Source organism: Neotamlana sargassicola (genome assembly GCF_020523965.1).
GTDB classification, from domain to species: domain Bacteria; phylum Bacteroidota; class Bacteroidia; order Flavobacteriales; family Flavobacteriaceae; genus Neotamlana; species Neotamlana sargassicola.
Genome location: NZ_JAJAPX010000002.1, coordinates 43,167 through 59,354 on the forward strand (window position 1 = coordinate 43,167; position 16,188 = coordinate 59,354).

The 16,188-nt window shown below is 34.7% G+C and carries 11 protein-coding genes and 1 tRNA gene; 8 read left to right on the top strand and 4 right to left on the bottom strand.

Going from position 1 to position 16,188, the window contains the following annotated elements:
* Position 1 precedes the first annotated feature (1 nt).
* From LG651_RS04985 to LG651_RS05000, 4 genes are all read right to left on the bottom strand, one after another.
* Positions 2–1,123, bottom strand: coding sequence for a FecR family protein (locus tag LG651_RS04985; protein WP_226695056.1), 1,122 nt, complete (start codon positions 1,121–1,123; stop codon positions 2–4).
* A 124-nt stretch (positions 1,124–1,247) separates the two neighbouring features.
* Entirely contained in the window at positions 1,248–1,844 is a 597-nt protein-coding gene (locus LG651_RS04990) for an RNA polymerase sigma-70 factor (RefSeq protein ID WP_226695057.1), read from the bottom strand.
* Positions 1,845–1,908: 64 nt separating this feature from the next.
* The gene (locus LG651_RS04995; RefSeq protein ID WP_226695058.1) at positions 1,909–2,766 is read right to left on the bottom strand and encodes a DMT family transporter; all 858 of its coding nucleotides are present in this window, start codon (positions 2,764–2,766) and stop codon (positions 1,909–1,911) included.
* A 131-nt stretch (positions 2,767–2,897) separates the two neighbouring features.
* Positions 2,898–4,286 carry a dipeptidase gene (locus tag LG651_RS05000; protein ID WP_226695059.1) on the bottom strand — a complete coding sequence of 463 codons (1,389 nt, stop codon included), beginning with the start codon at positions 4,284–4,286 and terminating at the stop codon, positions 2,898–2,900.
* Between the two features lie 128 nt (positions 4,287–4,414).
* Here LG651_RS05000 and LG651_RS05005 point away from each other — a divergent pair.
* The 8 genes from LG651_RS05005 (at position 4,415) to LG651_RS05040 (ending at position 16,184) form a co-directional block, all read left to right on the top strand.
* Positions 4,415–4,496 (top strand) — tRNA-Leu (locus LG651_RS05005).
* Between the two features lie 203 nt (positions 4,497–4,699).
* Complete coding sequence (locus LG651_RS05010; protein ID WP_226695060.1) at positions 4,700–5,278, top strand: RNA polymerase sigma-70 factor; 579 nt, start codon at positions 4,700–4,702, stop codon at positions 5,276–5,278.
* Positions 5,279–5,353: 75 nt separating this feature from the next.
* Complete coding sequence (locus LG651_RS05015; RefSeq protein WP_226695061.1) at positions 5,354–6,325, top strand: FecR family protein; 972 nt, start codon at positions 5,354–5,356, stop codon at positions 6,323–6,325.
* Between the two features lie 108 nt (positions 6,326–6,433).
* Positions 6,434–10,027: a SusC/RagA family TonB-linked outer membrane protein gene (locus LG651_RS05020; protein WP_226695062.1), complete on the top strand. Its 3,594-nt coding sequence runs from the start codon at positions 6,434–6,436 to the stop codon at positions 10,025–10,027.
* Positions 10,028–10,036: 9 nt separating this feature from the next.
* Positions 10,037–11,605 (top strand): SusD/RagB family nutrient-binding outer membrane lipoprotein, encoded by a 1,569-nt coding sequence (locus LG651_RS05025; RefSeq protein ID WP_226695063.1) that lies wholly within the window; start codon positions 10,037–10,039, stop codon positions 11,603–11,605.
* Positions 11,606–11,631: 26 nt separating this feature from the next.
* A complete protein-coding gene (locus LG651_RS05030) occupies positions 11,632–12,855 on the top strand; it encodes a BACON domain-containing protein (RefSeq protein WP_226695064.1) in 1,224 nt (407 codons plus the stop codon).
* Between the two features lie 83 nt (positions 12,856–12,938).
* Positions 12,939–14,153, top strand: a complete 1,215-nt coding sequence (locus LG651_RS05035) for a hypothetical protein (protein WP_226695065.1) — start codon at positions 12,939–12,941, stop codon at positions 14,151–14,153.
* A gap of 45 nt (positions 14,154–14,198) precedes the next feature.
* Positions 14,199–16,184, top strand: coding sequence for a calcineurin-like phosphoesterase C-terminal domain-containing protein (locus LG651_RS05040; protein WP_226695066.1), 1,986 nt, complete (start codon positions 14,199–14,201; stop codon positions 16,182–16,184).
* The last annotated feature ends 4 nt before the right edge of the window (positions 16,185–16,188 follow it).

Here is a 16,188-nt window from a genome sequence, read left to right on the forward strand (position 1 = left end):
TTTAGTTTGTTATTTCTATAGTAGTATTATTCTTTCTGTAAAAATTAAAAGGTGTATCGTACTTTAATAAATTCAAGAAGTCCTCTACACTCGAAGTTTTAAAGTTTATAGTTCCAGAAAATTTTTCTATAGCAAGTTGTTTGTTCTTGTTTATTATTTTAACTCCATAAGCACGCTCTAGTTTTATGGTTAAGTCTTTAAATGTTTGATTTTTAAAAACTAAGTCGCCATAAACCCAAGCTATATATGGTGAAATATCGGTTGCTGTTGTTGTAAATTTGTTGTTGTTAAGGCTAAAGCTAGATTTTTCGTTGGGTTTTAGTAATGTGCTGTTTTTAGGATTGTTGCTTTGAGTAAGCTTTACAGAGCCTTCAACAAGTTCGCAATGCGTGGTTAAATCGTCGGGATAAGCACTTAGGTTAAAGGTTGTACCTAGAACATTTACGTTTACAGATTGGGTGTTCACTTTAAAAGGACGCTTTGCATCTTTGGTAACCTTAAAAAAGGCTTCACCTGTTAAAAAAACTTGCCTAGGGTTGTTTAAGTTAAACTGAGTAGGATATTTAAACTTGGTACCAGCATTTAAGTGTACAATAGTTCCGTCTGATAGCGTTAGCTTAAAGGTTTTTCCATAGGGTACTTTAATGGTGTTGTACGCTAAAGCCTTTTTGGTATTATTTGGTGTGTATACTATTTCGTTAGCATTTTGCTGACCTATAATTTCGCCATTTTCATTTACAATAGTTTTGTTTTGATCTGTTTGAATTAAATTGATGTTACCATTTTCATTTTCAATAACGATACTATTTGTAATCGTGTTGTTATTTGTTGAAATAGTTTTTATTATAAAGGTTATGCCAAGAAATATTATTAAAACTGCAGCATATTTAAGGTAATTGAATCGCTTTTTCTTTTCAATAGATTTAATTTCATTTTTGACGTCTTGAAAATTATTTTGGTCTAATGGTAAACCAGAATTAGTCTGGGTAAGAAGCCAAGTTTTTTTTAGTTCTATAAATTTTGCTTTGTTTTCTTCTGAAGTTTCAATCCAATTAAAAATAATTTCAACTTCCTTTTCTGAAGCTTGGTTGTCCAGATATTTATATATTAATTCTAAAATCATTTTACGCAAAGTTTCGTTTGTTGAAATTGTTAAAAAGAAAATGATAAATTTATCCTTTCTTTTCCGGGTTTGTAGTTAGTACCCGCTAAAAGATAAATACCCTATTGTATTCGTAAGTTTTTTGTTAAAAAAGTAAAAAAGCGATTAATATTGAAGGTAAATAATCTGAAAGTTTGGTTTTTAAAATGTTTAAAGCCTTTGTTATATGGGCTTCAACAGTTTTTATGCTAATATTAAGTTCTAAGGCTATTTCTTTATTTTTTTTATTCTCAAACCTTTTTTTTATGAAGATTTCTTGAGTTTTGTCTGGCAGTTCGTAAACAGATTGAGTAATTAAACTTTCAAGCTCTGTGAGCGACATAGTGTCGAATTTCATAGCGTTTAAAACTTCAATATTTAGTTGTTTTTCCTTGTTGTTTAACGCTTGATTTTTATATTTTTCTTTTACTTTTTGGTGGCGTATGGCGTTTAAGCATTTAGATTTTGAATAAGTGTATAAAAAAGATTTAATACCGTTTAAGCTATCTATTTTTTCTTTATTAAGCCACAGATTAACAAAAGCTTCTTGTGTAATATTTTTAGCTTCGTTTTCGCTATAAACAAATTGAACGCAAAAACCAACGATGTGGTTGTAGTACTTGTTAAAAAAGTGTTCGAACGTACGTTCGTTACCAGATTTAAATTGTTTTAAAAGTAATATGTCATCATCTGTTCTATGCATCGTCTTCCAGTAGGCGACAAAAGTAGTTAATTTTTGTTATTTAGAATGATTTTTAATAATGAAATTATTTTCTACTTCTAATACTCTCAATAATTACCGTTAATAAAATTAAACTACCTCCAATATAGGTATTTATATTGGGTTTTTCGTTTAAAAATATAAAGGCAAGTAGTATACCGAATATAGGTTGTAGGCTGCTAATTATACTAGCGGTACTTACCGAAAAATGTTTAAAACTGCTAACAAGCATGGTATGGCCAATGGCTGTTGTAATTAATGCGAGCATTATTAAATAAGGATATTGAGTACTTATATTTTGGGTGTCGAATAGAAATACTACTGGAAATAATACAATACTAATTACTACCAATTGGTTAAACATAATGCTTTTTCCTGAGTATTTTGATATTAGTTTTTTTGAAATTATGTTTCGTAAAGCATATATCAAGGCCGAAAGTAAGCCAAACAGAATAGCTTCAAAATAAGTGTTTTCTATGCTAAATTCTGGTGATAGAATATATAAACCTAAAAGCACAATTAAACTTAAAAGTATATATACAGGATCGAATTTAACTTTTATAAAAATAGGTTCAATTAATGCGGTTATCATTGGGTAAGTAAATAACGACAACATACCAATAGCTACGTTTGATAATTTTAATGCATAAAAATAGGTTATTAAATGTGCTGCAAAAAATAATGCGCTAATAGTAAGAGTTATATAATCTTTTTTAGAGCCTAACTTTAAATTTACTTTTTTAATGGAGTAATAAATAAAAAGACAGACGCTTGCTAGAATACAGCGAGACCATATTATTACTGGCGGATCTAGGTTTATAAATTTTCCTAACGGACCAGAGGTGCTTAAAAGCAGAGTTGATAATAATAGAAAAAGTAAATTTTGATAGTTTGTATTTTTCATTTAAGTTCTGCTTTGCGTTAGCGATAGAAACGGATAGCTTTTGGCGAGTAGCTGCTTTGAGCCAAAACTAGTAGTGTATAGCGCGACCCCTCCCGATCCCGAAATCTATCGGGAGGGGTAACGCCCAATTTTTAATTATTTAATTCTGTAAAATATTTATAGAAATACGGTATGGTTTCTATGCCTTTTAGGTAATTCCATACTCCAAAATGCTCGTTAGGCGAGTGTATGGCGTCGCTGTTTAACCCAAAGCCCATTAAAATGGTTTTGCTTTTTAGTTCTTGCTCGAAAAGCGATACAATTGGAATACTACCACCGCTACGCTGTGGTATTGGGGTTTTTCCGAAGGTTTGTTGGTAGGCTTTACTTGCGGCTTGGTAACCTATGCTATTTATTGGTGTTACATAACCTTGTCCGCCATGGTGGGGTGTTACTTTTACTTTTACGGCTTTTGGAGCGATGCTTTCGAAGTGTTTTTGGAATAATTCGGTGATTTCTTCCCAGTTTTGATTAGGAACCAAGCGCATGGATATTTTTGCATAAGCCTTACTTGCTATTACGGTTTTAGCACCTTCACCTGTGTAGCCGCCCCAAATACCATTAACATCTAGGGTTGGGCGGATGGAGTTGCGCTCGTTGGTACTGTAACCGGTTTCGCCGTAAACAGCCTCGATGTTTAAAGCCTTTTTATAGTTTTCTAAAGAAAAAGGCGCTTTAGCCATTTCTGCGCGTTCGGCATCGCTTAGGTTTTCAACTTTATCGTAAAACCCAGGAATGGTGATATGGTTGTTTTCGTCGTGTAGCGAAGCAATCATTTTTGCAAGCACATTTATTGGGTTGGCAACTGCGCCGCCATAAAGTCCAGAATGTAAATCTCTGTTTGGTCCGGTTACTTCAACTTCAACGTAGCTAAGTCCGCGTAATCCTGTTGTTATTGATGGCACATCGTTGGCAATCATGCCTGTATCAGAAATTAAAATAACGTCGTTTTTTAACTTCTCCTGGTTGTTTTTTACAAAAGTTGCTAGGTTTGCGCTGCCTACTTCTTCTTCGCCCTCAATCATAAACTTTACATTGCATGGTAGCTTGTTATTGGCCGTCATAAACTCTATAGCTTTTATATGCATGTACATTTGGCCTTTATCGTCGCAGGCACCGCGTGCAAATATGGCGCCTTCGGGGTGTAGTTCGGTTTTTTTAATAACAGGTTCAAAAGGCGGGGAATCCCATAAATTTATTGGGTCTGGTGGTTGTACATCGTAATGCCCGTAAACTAAAACAGTTGGTAGGTTTGGGTTTATTGTTTTTTCGCCATAAACAATAGGGTAGCCAGCGGTTTCACATATTTCAACAGTGTCGCAACCGGCTTTTTCTAGACTTATTTTTATAGAAGCAGCGGCTTTTAAAACGTCGTCTTTATAGGAGGAATCTGCACTAATTGATGGTATTTTAAGTAAGTCGATTATTTCGTTTAAAAAGCGGTCTTTATGTTCTTTTATGTAAGATTGAATGTTTTGCATAATTAAATTAAGAAGATTGTTTTCAAAAGTATTAAAAAAAGTATGTTTTTAATGATAATAGGTTTGCAATTTAAAAATCTTGATTATATTTGCATCCCGATTCTTGATAGTGATCGGGAATACATATTGCGGGCGTGGTGGAATTGGTAGACACGCTAGACTTAGGATCTAGTGCCGCGAGGTGTGAGAGTTCGAGTCTCTCCGCCCGCACGAAACGAGTAAGACTCTTCATTTTAAATGGAGAGTCTTTTTTTTATAAATGATTTTGTAATAAGAAGTTTGCCTTGGACTTTTGGTTTCCTCTCGATTTAATTAATAAAATTAAAAACATAATAAAAACTTAATTTTTTAGTAACAAACTACCTATGTAGAACTAATAGTTTTGTTTTTTTAAAAACAGCTATTTTTTTACGGTGGATCAAGACGAAATACTTTTCAATTGTGTTAAAAACAATAATCAGCAAGCTTTAGAGCAGCTGTTTCAAAAGTATTATTTTAACTTATGCTTGTTTTCTAAGCAATATGTAGAACGTCCAGACTTGGCCGAAGAGGTTGTTGCCGATGTGTTTTTAAAAATATGGCAAAACCGAAAAACACTTCACATAAAAACTTCTTTAAAAGCGTATTTGTTTGTAGCTACTAAAAACCTGTCTATTAACGTAGTAAATAAAGAAAAAGCGAATACTTTAAAACTACAAGCTACTAAAGAAACCGATAATTTTTCTCATTTAAGTACAGATCAAGGCTTACATTATAATGAAGTAAAAAACCAGATAGACAAAATAATAGAAGAGTTACCGCAACAGCGTAAAATAATATTTAAACTGAATAGAATAGACGGTTTAAAATACAAAGAAATTGCCGATAAACTTGGTGTCTCGGTAAGCACGGTGCAAAAACAAATGCTCGAAGCCATGAAGCATGTTGCCCAATACGAATCGCAATTTATTACCTGCGTTCTTCCCTTCTGTTTTTGTTTTATTGATGTTTAGATAACCATTTGTTAACAGATTGCAATGGTAGGTTAATGCGTTTATTTTGGTCTTACTAGTAAAAGACCATAACAGATGAACGACGATACTTTTTATGAAATTGCGCTTAAAAATTTAGCAAACGAGGCTTCTGCTAAAGATAAGGCATTACTTGAGCGTTATTTGCAAGATACAAGTTATGAAGCAAAATATAAGGCGTTACAAAATGCACAGGTTTACAATACATTATCGCCGGTGTATAACGAGTTTAATCTTAAACGCGGTCTCGAAAAATTACGCAAAAAAATTAAAGAAGACGAAAAGCGTAAATTCCTAATTAACAAAAAGGCTTTAGCTATTGCTGCTTCTTTTGCACTTTTATTAAGTGTTGGGTTGTGGTTTAACAAGTTGTACGTTTCTAAAACGGCTGTTAATTATATAGTTGCTTCTAGTTTAAAAGGGCAACGTACACAAATAATGTTACCAGATAGTTCTACGGTGTTTTTAAATGCAGGTGCACAACTACGTTATCCAGAAAAATTTTCCACCAAACAACGCGAAGTGTTTTTAACCGGCGAAGCGTTTTTTAAAGTAAAACGAAACGAAAGCAAGCCCTTTATGGTTAACTCGGGTAATTTTAAAACTACCGTATTAGGTACCTCATTTAACGTAAACAATACAAACGCTACTAATTTTAGTGTGGTTGTAAAAACAGGAAAAGTTAAGGTAGAAAATACCAAAACCAATAACCAATTTATACTGGTAAAAAACACTCAAGTAGTGTTTAATAAAGCTTTAAATACATTAGAAAAATCTGGCATTAACGCCGATTATGCAACCAATTGGCACAAAAACATATTGCAGTTTAATGCCATTACGCTACAAGAAGCATTTAGCAAAATAGAAACATGGTATAATGTTAGTATAAAATGCGATTCCAAAACACTATTAAATAAAAAAATACGTGCAGTTTATAACAATAAACCTCTAGAAGAAGTACTAAAAAGTTTAGAGTTTATGGTAGGGCTGCAGTACACCATAGAGCACAACACGATAATAATTAAATAAATTATAAGAATAAACACAAACACAAAAAAAAACTGGAGTTGCGTCACCAACTCCAGCTTATTAGATCTTTTAAAAAATCCTTTTTACTAAAAAAGTAATTACTAAATTATGAAATTAAATTTATACCAAAAAAGAAAATTATTTCCCACACAATTTTTGGTGCTATTTATGTTAACAATTACGTTGTTTTGTGTGTCTACACAACGTATTATAGCACAAAACAATCTAGACAAAACCACAACATCATTAAACGTAAAAAATGTTACGCTTAATGCAATTTTTAATCAACTAGAGCAAAAAACACCCTATCAATTTAGCTATTCTAATGCTATTTTAAATAATAAAAATGTCTTTACATATAGTTTTACCAATCAAAAATTAAAAACAATTTTAGATAAAATATGTAAAGATGCTCAAATAAACTATTTAGTAAATGGTACAAATATTACTTTAAGTGGTGTTACCAAAGTAAAAGTCAACGGTAATGTAAAAGACAGTCAAGGTATGCCTATTGGAGGCGTAAACGTAATTTTAAAAGGTACTAATACCGGTGCTTTAACAGATTTTGATGGTAATTACACACTACAAGTTCCAGAAAATGGCACTTTAGTTTTTTCGTTCATGGGTATGCTTACTGTAGAAGAAAATATTACCAAAAATAAAGCTGTTTATAATATTACAATGCAAGAAGATATTATAGCTATCGATGAGGTAGTTGTAACGGCTTTAAATATTACGCGCGAAGAAAAATCTCTAGGCTATTCTGTTGCAAAAATAGAAAGTGATGAATTAACCAAAACCGTTTCAGGAAACTGGTTAAATAGTTTAAATGGTAAAGTAGCAGGATTAACATTTACATCGGCAAACTCTGGACCTAGTAGTTCTATTAGAGTGAGTTTACGCGGCGATCAATCTTTAAACTACGGCAGTAACGAAGCGCTTTTTGTAATAGATGGTGTGCCAGTAAATTCTGGAACCACAGCAACCAGCAGCGTTAGTAATTATGCACAAGCCGATGCTCCTGTAGATTATGGCGATGGCATGAGTGATATTAATCCAGACGACATTGAGTCTGTATCAATTTTAAAAGGTCCAGCTGCGGCAGCATTATACGGTTCGCGTGCAGCAAATGGTGCGATTATGATAACCACTAAATCGGGTCGAAAAAATAAAGGTTTAGGCATTACGGTAAATTCTTCAATAACTTTTGAGCAAGCAGGATTTTTTCCAGATTTTCAAACCCAATTTGGTAATGGGTCCGATATGGGTGCTAGCGAGTACTCACTTTGGGAACTTACTCCAGAAATGGCACCAGATGGAATAGAACAGGCTAGACATTATTCACGTTATACCTTTGGTGAAGCGTTTGATGCCAATGAGCTGCGTTATTTGTACGCCTCTAAAAATTGGGACGATAACACGTATACAAAATTACCATGGGTATATCAAGACGATTGGTATACAGGTCTGTTTCAAACGGGAATTACAACAAATAATACGGTAAGTATTAATGGTAATAATGGTAACGGAACATCTACACGTTTTTCGGTAACCGATTTTAAAAATGAATGGATTTTACCAAACACTGGTTTTAAGCGTAACACAGTTTCTTTAGCTATAAATACACCAGTTTCAGACCATATTAAATTAACTGCAAAAGTAAATTACAATAAAAAAACAAGCGATAACATGCCGGTAAGTGGTTACGATGAAACCAACCCAATGTACGCTTTGGTATGGGGTTTTAACGTAAATAGCATTCAAGATTGGAAAGACGAATATTTTAATGGACGTTACAATTATGCCAATTGGAATGCAGGTGGCGAAAATGGTATGGGGCTTGTGTTTCCATCGGCAAATTCGTTTAATCCATACCGTACGCTTTATGAAGCCTTAAACACACAAGATAAAAATCGTGTTTTTGGTAGCATTGGTTTAACCTTTAATATTTTAAAAGGCTTAACCTTAGATTTGCGTTCGGGGTTAGATTGGTCCGACGAGTTTAGAACCCAACGAAAACCACACTACACTGCTGGTTACCAAAACGGATTTTACAGAGAGCAAACCGTTAGAGTGTTAGAGAATAACAACGATTTTATGTTGCGTTACAATAATACATTTAGTAACGGGCGTTTAGGTTTTTCTGCTATGGTTGGTGGTAATAATCGTATTAACGAGTATTATAATAACAAGATTACATTAAGTGAGTTAGGTGAAGAAGGCATTTACCACGCCACAAATGTGCCAACAGGTGTAAATCCAGATCCTTACAACTACAGAAGCGAAAAAACAGTAAATAGTCTTTATGGTTTAGTGTCGTTAAGTTGGGACGATGCTTATTTTTTAGATGTTACCGGACGTAACGATTGGTCTAGTACATTGGCAAGAGGTAACTGGTCTTATTTTTACCCATCGGTTTCAGCTAGTGCATTATTAGATAAAACGTTTAATTTAAAAACCCACGCACCTTGGGTCGATATGTTAAAAGCACGCGTATCTTGGGCAAATGTAGGTAACGATACTTCGGCTTACTCTCTAGATCAAGTGTATAGTACAACATCGTTTCCTGGAGGTTATGTATTGCCTGGAACCATACCAAATCCATTAATTCAACCAGAAAATGTAGAAAGTTGGGAGGCAGGTATTGAAGCTAAATTATTTAAAAACAGAGTGTCTTTCGATGTTACAGCTTACCATTCTTCAACTACAAATCAAATAGTTTCGGTAGATGTAGATCAAATTACTGGTGCTACTGGAATGACTATAAATGCAGGCGAAATTTCTAACAAAGGTTTAGAGGTTTCAGCAAATTTTGTACCCGTAAAAACCAAAGATTTTAAATGGGATTTTGATGTAACCTGGTCTAAAAATATTAATAAATTAGTAAGCTTACAAGATGGTTGGGATGCTTCGGTACCATTACAAACAGATATGGGAACAACCATAGGAAGCAGAACTTATGTTTACTCTTATGTAGGCGAAGAAATGCATGTTTTATATGGGCGTGGTTTTCAAAAAGCCCCAGAAGGTGCAACGTATATAGATGAAAATGGCGAAACTCAAGATGCATCAGGTATGCATATTGTAAACTCCGAAGGGTATCCAATACTAGATAATTCTCCTGAAACCCGAATTGGAAATGTAAATCCGGATTGGCGTGCTGGTATGGTACAGCGTTTTAAATATAAAAACTTAATGCTATCAGCAACATTTGCAGGTCAGTTAGGTGGTAATGCCTTTTCTGTAACAAACTTTGCGTTGTCTTACCAAGGTAAACTTAATAATTCAATTGAAGGGCGCTACGATGGGCTTGTTCATAATGGTGTTAATGCCGTTGAAAATACCGATGGAACCATTTCTTATACCAAAAACACTACGGTAACAAACAGTATTCAAACCTATTACAATACCTACGTTTGGAACCGAAATAATACAGAAATGAACACTTTCGATACTTCATATTTAAAACTAAGAGAGTTACGATTAGATTATCAATTACCTGCAAAATTATTAAGTAAAATAGAGGTGTTTAATGGTATAAGTTTTGGGGCTTATGCTACTAATGTTTTCATGATTACAGATTTCCCACAGTACGATCCAGATACGGGTATGCTTAACGGTTCTAATATTTATAAAGGTATTGAGGCCATGACTTTCCCGATGACAAGAACTTACGGACTTAACGTTAAACTTTCATTCTAAAAAACAGTTATGAATTATTTAAAGAAAATATTAACTATAGGCTTAATTAGTTTGGTATTAGCCTGTACATCAGATTTTGAAGAAATAAACACCAATCCAAACCGTACCAATGTTGGTGATATTCAAGCGAGTGGTATGTTCGAACCGTTACTGTATAATGGTATTAACGCTTGGCAATACTACACGTGGTTTTGGAATAACGAGTTAATACAATTTACCGCCTTTACTGGTGGAACAACCAGACAAGAGCACCGCTATTTTATTGGCGATCAAAATTGGCAAAATGTTTGGAATACCTATGCCCGCTATACAAACAATGCGCTGCATATGTACGATTTAAGTGTGGCCGAAAACGATGAGTCTTTACAGGCAATTGCTTTGACGTTAAAGGTGTTGTATATGTCTAATTTAACCGATATGTATGGCGATGTGCCTTACTCTGAAGCATTTCAAGTACGCGAAGGTGGTACAGCCGAACCTAAGTTTGATTCTCAAAAAGAGGTTTACCTGCAAATGTTTAACGATTTAGAAACCGCTAATAGTTTATATGCCGAAAACCCTGTGTTTATTAAACCTGCCTTAGATGGCATGTATGGTGGAAGCATGGAGCAATGGAAAAAATTTAATAATGCTTTATACCTGCGTTTATTATGTCGTGTAAGTGGTAGAGCAGAAATGAATACCGCAGCTTTAATAACAAAGATAATTAATAACCCAAGTGAATATCCAATATTCGAATCGAATGCAGACAACGCTACGGTTCAGTTTTCTGGAGCAGACCCATATCGTAGTGAGTTTGCTAACACTAACGAAAACGGTTTTACAAGTTCTGGAAGAAAATTAACAGAACAGCTTATTAAAATGACGGTTATTACCGACGATTTTGGAAATCAAACTTACGAGGATCCACGATTGGCCATTTATGGTAAAAAAAATCCGAATTATTTAGTAAATGGCGAAAATGTTTGGAAAGGTACTGTAGCAGGTTGTACAGAAGCAGAGCAAAGCGAAGTTGATGCTGGAACATCGTGGTTAAACACAGCTGTATTTTGTAGAGCCGAAATGCCGGCAAGCTATATGGATTTTGCTGAAGTGCAATTTATTTTGGCCGAAGCGGCTTTAAAAGGTGCTATTCCTGGTGGTGAGGCTCAAGCTAAACAATATTATGAAAGCGCCGTTACAGCTTCAATTGAAAAATGGGCAGAATTAGGTGCGTTTAGTGAAGTGCCTGTTGAAATTTCAGAAGAACAAATAAACACGTTTTTAACTTCAGAGTTAGCCTCATGGGATGCAGCAACAAATAAAGAAGCGTTAATTGCAAACCAAAAATATTTAGCATTGTTCTGGATAGGTATGGAAGCTTACCATGAATACCGTCGTACTGGATATCCTGAGTTAACTATTGGTCGTGGGGCCGTATTTAACGATTACATTTTGCCAACACGTTTTGCATATCCAAATACAACAATGGCAACTAATAATGCTAATGCTCAAGAGGCTTTAACGCGCATGAATGGTGAAAATGATATGAAAACACCTGTTTGGTGGAGTCTACAAGCCATTGAAAGCGGAAACTAAAATCAACTACAAAAAAAATAAAAAAAATGAATACAATATTTAAAATATATGCAACCAAAATGTTGAGGTTGTTTACCATATTATCAGTGTTATTTCTTGCGTTTTCATGTAATGAAGACGAGGATATTGCAAGTGAACCCTATTTTACCATTGAAGAGAACCCAACAGGACTTGTGGCCGATATTAACGGATTAACGCAAAGTTATGTGGTGCGCTCTAACGGATCTTGGGAAGTTGTTGCCCAAAGTGAAGGCGATTGGGTAAAGGCTTTTCCTAATAAAGGAGATGATGACGGTATTTTCAAATTTATTATTGAAGAAAACAATACGTTCGATGCAAGGGTTATGAATTTTGCTTTCATAGTTAATGGTAAAGAACAACCGGCTTTATTTAGGGTAGAACAAGAAGCTAATATTCCGTTTATAACTATTCAAAATGCCGAAGAAGGTATTAGTTTTACTTCTGCTGGAGCCGATTTTCAAATAAACTTAAGCACTAATGTAGACTGGACCTACCAAATAACAAATGGCGATTGGATTAGTGAAATAGAAACCACAGAAACAGCCATAAAACTTTCAGCAGAAAAAAATATAGGAACAGAGCGAACAGCTATTTTAACCGTAAGTTCAGAAGACCATCCATCCTTAAGTAAAAGTATTAATATTACTCAATTAGATGGAAGTATTGTTTTAGAAGAACATTTCGATTGGCTAACCTACGGAAGTACTATTTTTTACACCACATCTGGCGAAAAACGTATGGATTCTTGGATTGATGAAGAGCTAGAAAGAGGCTGGACAAGTACACCAAATACAAATTCAAGCAATCAGCAAGTGGTATACGCCAGAACAGGTTTTGTAAAACTTGGAAAAACAGGTTACGGTGGCGATTTAATTTCTCCAAAATTTTTAAGTCTAGACGAAGAAACCAATGTAAAGGTTACATTTAAAGCAGTGCCTTACCAAACCAAAGCCGGAACCCAAGACGATAATATTTTAAATATTGGGGTGGTTGGTCCAGGTACCACTAGTGTAGATGCATTTACTATAAGTAATTGGCCAAATTACGATACCGATCCAGATTGTACTGCAATTTGGGAAGATGCAGCATCAACCTATACCTTCACAATTACCGGAGCAACAAACCAAACACAATTAAGGTTGCTTGGTGGCGATTTTGCGCTTGTAGGTGTGGGTAAAGGTAAAAACCGCATTTTCTTAGATGATATTAAAGTTGAAATTATACCATAAATAGAGTTGATATGTTAATAAAGAATAATTTTTATTCATTAATATGTGTTGCTTCAAATGTTAGAATCTGTTCTTTTTTGTTTTTGACTTGTGTTTTTTTATCGAGCTGCACTAGCGATTCTGCAATTGAAGACGATAACAGTATTTTAGAGCAAAAACCTATTGGTTATTCTGCCGTTGCTACAGGTATTAGTGTTAACTATAGCGATGTAAGCAGTTATGTGAATAGTGGTTTTACGTTTCTTAATCCCACACAAGTAAATAAAAATAGAGAAGCTATAGGTGGAAGTTCGTATACAGAAGTTTACGGGTTTAATGTGCCTGAAGCTAATAGAGCAAGAGGTATAAGATGGAACAGTGGTGATGAAACTACTAATGAATGGCGACCACAAGGAATGACAGGTTTTAAAAAAAATGGAGTTAGATACCTTTTAATTACTTGGTACGGGCGTGAAGGCTCAGATCATAAAGGTTCTCGAATTACCTTACTTGATATTAGTCCGAGTTCGAGCACTTATCTAAAATACAGGCACATACTATTGGTGCATTCTTCGGTTCCATCTTCTGTTAGCGAATACACACAATACAATACTTATGCACCTTTAAATATTCATGCCGGAGGTATCGCTTATTATAATGATAAAGTATATATCGCAAGCACAAATTTAGGTATGAGAGTATTCGATTTAAACAAAATAATAGAAGTATCAACAGGGTCAGATACAAGTACAAAATGTGGACAGGATACGAGTGGAAATTTATATGCCTTTAATTACAGATATATTTTACCTCAAATAGAATATTATGATATTAATGGTGGGGCAAATCCATTTTCAACAATTCAAGTAAATGATGAAGGGAATGCCCTTTGGACGGCTCAATATTCTTCAGGGAGCTCGAGCTCTAGTGTTGTTCCTAAAATTTATGGATTCCCAATAGATTCTGGAGGAACAGTTCTTAATTCTGGAATTGAAGAAATAATTCCTAAAAATTCACTGTTTGACGATGATCATGCACATGGAATGCAAGGTATTTTTAGAAAAGGAAACAGAACTTGGTTGTCCTGCTCGGGGTCTCCATCAGAGTCTTATGGTTCAAAAGCAAGACTAGCAAGATATACAGATGGAGCTTCAAATACTGTGCGTTATCGCTGGCCATATGGCTCGGAATCTTTGTATTATGAAGCAGAGTACGATTATTTGTGGAGTTTAACAGAATGGGAACCTAATGCTGGTGCAGATAATGGTAGTGAAGTAAATCGCTGCATTTTTGCGGTTCATTTTTCCGAATATGAGTAGGTTTTTTAAACGATGAAAAAATAATCTAAAGATTTTAATTAAATAATGAACAATCAATCAAGAAGAAAATTTATAAAGCTAAGCGGTTTAACAACAATTGCAAGTGTAAGCGGTTTAGGATTTACTTTATTTAATTGCGCGAGTGATGATGAGGTGTTAATCGATGAGAATAACGACTTAAATATTTCTGGTGTATCAATACCATCGTCGTTAAATGTGAGTAGAGAAGGAGAAACCACATTAACAGGAAAAGGATTTAAAGTTGGAGATACAATAGAGTTTGTATCTTCAACTGCTTCGCTAACTTTTTTAGGAACGGTAGTTGAAGTTACAGAAAACACATTCACGTTTACCATTCCTGCTAATTTTGAATCTGGAAATTATACACTTAGTGTTTTACGTAATACCAACAGCTTGCTTTTGGGTAATGTTTTGTGTAATGTAATTGCTAATACCAACATTCCCGATGTTGCTGGTAAAAACATAAAAGGTGTGGTTTATAGCAATGGCGAAGGTATAGCAAATGTTACGGTATCCGATGGTTACGAGGTTACGGTTACCGATGCTCAAGGGCGTTATTATTTAGAGTCGCAAAAACAAACAGGATTTGTTTTTATTTCTGTTCCTGGAAATTACGAGGTTACAAATGTTGGTAGTGCACCTCAATTTTTTAAACGCATAAGCAATAGTGTTGAAACAATAGAACAGAAAGATTTTTCGCTTATTCAAGTAGATAATAACAATCACGTTGTATTGCCTTTAGCCGATTGGCATTTGGCTAATAGAAATAACGATTTGGAGCAGTTTAATACTAAGGTGTTGCCAGATATTAATAGCACCATAGAAAAATATACAGCCAACGGCACAAAAGTGTATGCTTTAACTTTAGGCGATTTAACTTGGGATGCATATTGGTACGATAACAATTTTGGACTAAATGAGTATGTGCCGTATATGAATAAGGTAAACGCACCTGTGTTCAATCTTATTGGTAATCACGATAACGATCCTTATTACGCTAACGATTGGGAAGCCGAAAATAAATACCGCGATATTATTGGGCCTACATACTATTCGTTTAACTTAGGGAAGGTGCACTACGTAGTTTTAGATAGCGTAGAATATGTAAATTCTGGAGGTTCGCAAGGCACTGTTGGTAGTCGTAACTACAACGAAAAACTAACCAACGATCAAATAGAATGGTTAAAAAAAGATTTAGCAACCATAACCGATAAAAGTACACCAATTGTTTTGGCAATGCATACACCATTGTATAAAAATCCAACGGTTGATGCAGGCGGAAATCAAATAAATGCTACAGATTTATCTAATGCCAATACACTTGTAAGTGCACTGGCCGATTTTTCTACAGTACACGTTTTATCTGGGCATGCGCATGTTAATTTTTCTGTAGAAGAAGAGCAAAATATCATGGAGCATAATACAGCAGCTTTGTGCGCTACTTGGTGGTGGACCGGCAAAAGTGGATATGCTAACAACCATATTTGTAAAGATGGTAGCCCTGGCGGATATGGCATTTGGCAGATAAATAATACCGATATACAATGGCGTTTTAAGGGGATTGGTTACAATGAAGATTATCAGTTTAGAACCTACGATGTTAATAGCATTCACATTACAGCTGCTAATTATGCGCCCAATGCAAGCGACGCAGATATAGAAAGTTATGCCGATGTGTACGCAAGCCCAAGTGCCAATAACGAGGTTTTAATTAATGTTTGGGGTTACGATTCGCAATGGAAAATTGAGGTTTCAGAAAACAATCAATCCTTGCCCGTAACACGCGTAAATGCTAAAGATCCGTTACATATTATTTCGTACGAAGCACTGCGTTTAAATGCTGGAGCAACACCAACAAGTGCTTTTGTTACCAATAATACGGCTCACATTTTTAAGGTAACGGCAGCTGCAGCAAATTCAACTTTAATAATAAAAGTAACAGATAGGTTTGGTAATGTTTACACCGAAAATATGGTAAGACCCAAAGCACTCACTTTAAATATGGTTTAAAATA

What these genes read in the sequence shown, in the direction of transcription:
- LG651_RS04985 (WP_226695056.1), bottom strand. Translation starts at nt 1,123, where the DNA reads ATGATTTTAGAATTAATATATAAATATCTGGACAACCAAGCTTCAGAA.
- LG651_RS04990 (WP_226695057.1), bottom strand. Translation starts at nt 1,844, where the DNA reads ATGCATAGAACAGATGATGACATATTACTTTTAAAACAATTTAAATCT.
- LG651_RS04995 (WP_226695058.1), bottom strand. Translation starts at nt 2,766, where the DNA reads ATGAAAAATACAAACTATCAAAATTTACTTTTTCTATTATTATCAACT.
- LG651_RS05000 (WP_226695059.1), bottom strand. Translation starts at nt 4,286, where the DNA reads ATGCAAAACATTCAATCTTACATAAAAGAACATAAAGACCGCTTTTTA.
- LG651_RS05015 (WP_226695061.1), top strand. Translation starts at nt 5,354, where the DNA reads ATGAACGACGATACTTTTTATGAAATTGCGCTTAAAAATTTAGCAAAC.
- LG651_RS05020 (WP_226695062.1), top strand. Translation starts at nt 6,434, where the DNA reads ATGAAATTAAATTTATACCAAAAAAGAAAATTATTTCCCACACAATTT.
- LG651_RS05025 (WP_226695063.1), top strand. Translation starts at nt 10,037, where the DNA reads ATGAATTATTTAAAGAAAATATTAACTATAGGCTTAATTAGTTTGGTA.
- LG651_RS05030 (WP_226695064.1), top strand. Translation starts at nt 11,632, where the DNA reads ATGAATACAATATTTAAAATATATGCAACCAAAATGTTGAGGTTGTTT.
- LG651_RS05040 (WP_226695066.1), top strand. Translation starts at nt 14,199, where the DNA reads ATGAACAATCAATCAAGAAGAAAATTTATAAAGCTAAGCGGTTTAACA.